The organism is Pseudomonadales bacterium (genome assembly GCA_013215025.1).
Lineage (GTDB): Bacteria > Pseudomonadota > Gammaproteobacteria > Pseudomonadales > DT-91 > DT-91.
This window is the reverse complement of sequence record JABSRR010000279.1, coordinates 1-2,326: the sequence shown is the minus strand read 5'-3', so window position 1 is coordinate 2,326 and position 2,326 is coordinate 1. Positions and strand designations below refer to the sequence as shown.

The 2,326-nt window shown below is 54.3% G+C and carries 4 protein-coding genes; 3 read left to right on the top strand and 1 reads right to left on the bottom strand.

The window, feature by feature from the left end:
• The 3 genes from HRU21_12890 to HRU21_12880 form a co-directional block, all read left to right on the top strand.
• The coding region (locus tag HRU21_12890; protein ID NRA43185.1) for a lysine--tRNA ligase at positions 1 to 566 on the top strand (566 nt) is incomplete at its 5' end.
• Between the two features lie 17 nt (positions 567 to 583).
• Positions 584 to 904 carry a BolA/IbaG family iron-sulfur metabolism protein gene (locus HRU21_12885; GenBank protein NRA43184.1) on the top strand — a complete coding sequence of 107 codons (321 nt, stop codon included), beginning with the start codon at positions 584 to 586 and terminating at the stop codon, positions 902 to 904.
• A gap of 170 nt (positions 905 to 1,074) precedes the next feature.
• Positions 1,075 to 1,950 carry an SDR family NAD(P)-dependent oxidoreductase gene (locus HRU21_12880; protein NRA43183.1) on the top strand — a complete coding sequence of 292 codons (876 nt, stop codon included), beginning with the start codon at positions 1,075 to 1,077 and terminating at the stop codon, positions 1,948 to 1,950.
• A 186-nt stretch (positions 1,951 to 2,136) separates the two neighbouring features.
• Here HRU21_12880 and HRU21_12875 read toward each other — a convergent pair.
• Positions 2,137 to 2,326 (bottom strand): hypothetical protein (locus tag HRU21_12875; GenBank protein ID NRA43182.1); only part of this gene is annotated, 190 nt, incomplete at its 5' end.

The window sequence follows — 2,326 nt, the reverse complement described above, 5'->3', positions numbered from 1 at the left end:
ACGATTTTGCTCAAGCTTTTGCGCGTCTATCGGTATTCGATTCGATTTTGCAATACAACCCAGAATTAAACGCAGCAGATATCGACAATATCGACAGCGCAAAGGCAGTGTGTGAAAAGCTGCATATTCCGGTTAAAGACATCTGGGGCTTAGGCAAGCTGCAAATTGAGATCTTTGAAAAAACCGTCGAGCACCGCTTGATTCAGCCGACCTTTATTACCGAATACCCCACCGAAGTGTCGCCGCTAGCGCGCCGTAGCGATGCCGATCCGTTTGTCACCGACCGCTTTGAGTTTTTTGTTGGCGGGCGCGAGATTGCTAACGGTTTTTCTGAGTTGAACGACGCCGAAGACCAAGCGGAGCGTTTTCAGGCACAGGTGGCTGAAAAAGATGCCGGCGATATCGAAGCCATGCACTACGACGGCGACTACGTCACCGCGCTTGAATATGGCCTGCCGCCAACCGCCGGCGAGGGCATTGGTATCGACCGCCTAGTGATGCTGCTTACCGACAGCCCTAGCATTCGTGACGTTCTATTATTCCCGCATATGCGGCCTGCATCCTAAACTGCGTGGCATATCTGATGAGTATTGCAGAAACTATTCAACAAACCATCGAGCAAAAGTTAGCGGCAGCGTTTGCGCCAGAGTTTTTGCTGGTCGAAAACGAATCGCATATGCACTCGGGCCCAGCCACCGAATCGCACTTTAAAGTTACCCTCGCGGCCGACAGCTTTCAGGCTAAGCGCAAAGTAGCGCGGCATCAGGCCGTGTATGCCTTGCTGCAGGCTGAGCTCGATGGCCCGGTGCATGCGCTGGCGCTGCATCTTTACAGCCCCGACGAATGGGCGGCGCGCGATGAGATTCCTGAATCGCCGCTCTGTGCCTCAAAGCAGCCCAAATAATCTAAAATCGTTGATCACTAGCTAGCAGTCTGGCAGCAAGCTCAGTCAACGGTTAAAAAAGCGCCTGCGGGCGCTTTTTTTATGCCATATCGCGGGCGGCACTGGCCGCTGGTGCAGGCGCGGTTTATAGTGTGCCTAGCTATTCAGACATACAACAATAAGGAACCACCATGTCACAAGCACCGCTTATTATCGCCGTGACCGGGGCCAGCCGCGGCGCTGGCAAGGGCATTGCGCTGGCGCTGGCTAAGCCCGGCCGGGTAATCTATATCAGTGCGCGCACGCAGCAGGCCAATAGTCACGACTTGCCCGGCAGCCTGGCCGAAACCGTTGCCGCCATCGAAGCGCGCGGCGCTAGCGCTAAGGCAGTAGTGGTCGATCATAATCACGACGCCGAAGTAGCGGCTATGTTTCAGCGCATTCAAGCCGAGCAAGGCAGGCTTGATCTGTTAGTCAATAATGCCTGTGCGATACCCGAAGGGCTTACCGATAAAAAACCGTTTTGGCAAAAAGGCCTGCAGCAGCTGGATATTTTGCAGGTTGGCATGCGCTCGCACTATGTCGCTAGCTATTACGCCGCGCAAATCATGGCCGAGCAAACGGCGATTGACGGTCGTAATACCTTAATTGTGCACACCTCATCGGCTGGCGGGCGCTGCTATATGCATGGCCCAGCCTACGGTGGCGGAAAAGCGGCGGTCGATAAATTTGCTAACGATATGGCTATCGATGGCAAACCTTATGGCATCGCCTGTTTGTCAATCTGGATGGGCTTGCTGTTAACCGAGCGCACCCAGCGCCTGTTAAACGAGCAACCCGAGCAATATGGCGGCATGGCGGCGATTGCCGAAACCCCAGAGTTTACCGGCTTGGTGATTGATGCGCTGTTTCACGACCCCGCGCTGATGCAAAAAAGCGGGCAGATTCTGGTCGCCGCCGAGCAAGCGCTGCACTATGGCATTGTCGACATCAACGGCAAGCAGCCGCCATCGCCCTGTGATTTTTTGGGCCACCCTGCGCAGGCGAATCCAGCAGTTGTTGAGTAATAAAGTGCTTGGCAAATGTGCTTGCTTAATAGGTAATAGGGTAACAAGGTAGCAAGGCCTAAAGCTTTAAGGGGGAAGTCAGTAAGGGGTAAGCCAAAAAATAATCTTATGCTAAGGTGCTATATGCTCGCAACGCAAAAAGGCTTTACGCCCGCAGTGCAAAAACACTAAACGTCTGCTGTATGCTTAGCGCCCACTATATAAGGCACCAAGCAGTAGCAGTGCAAAAAAGCCGCCCAGCCCTAAAATGCGGCGCAGCCAAGGCTTGCGGGGCGCAAAGCTGTCGGGTGCGGCAATCACCGCGACGCTAATATTATCGTTACCGCCCTCGGCCAGGGCCGCCTCAATCAGTCGATGCACCAAGACCGCCTCGTCC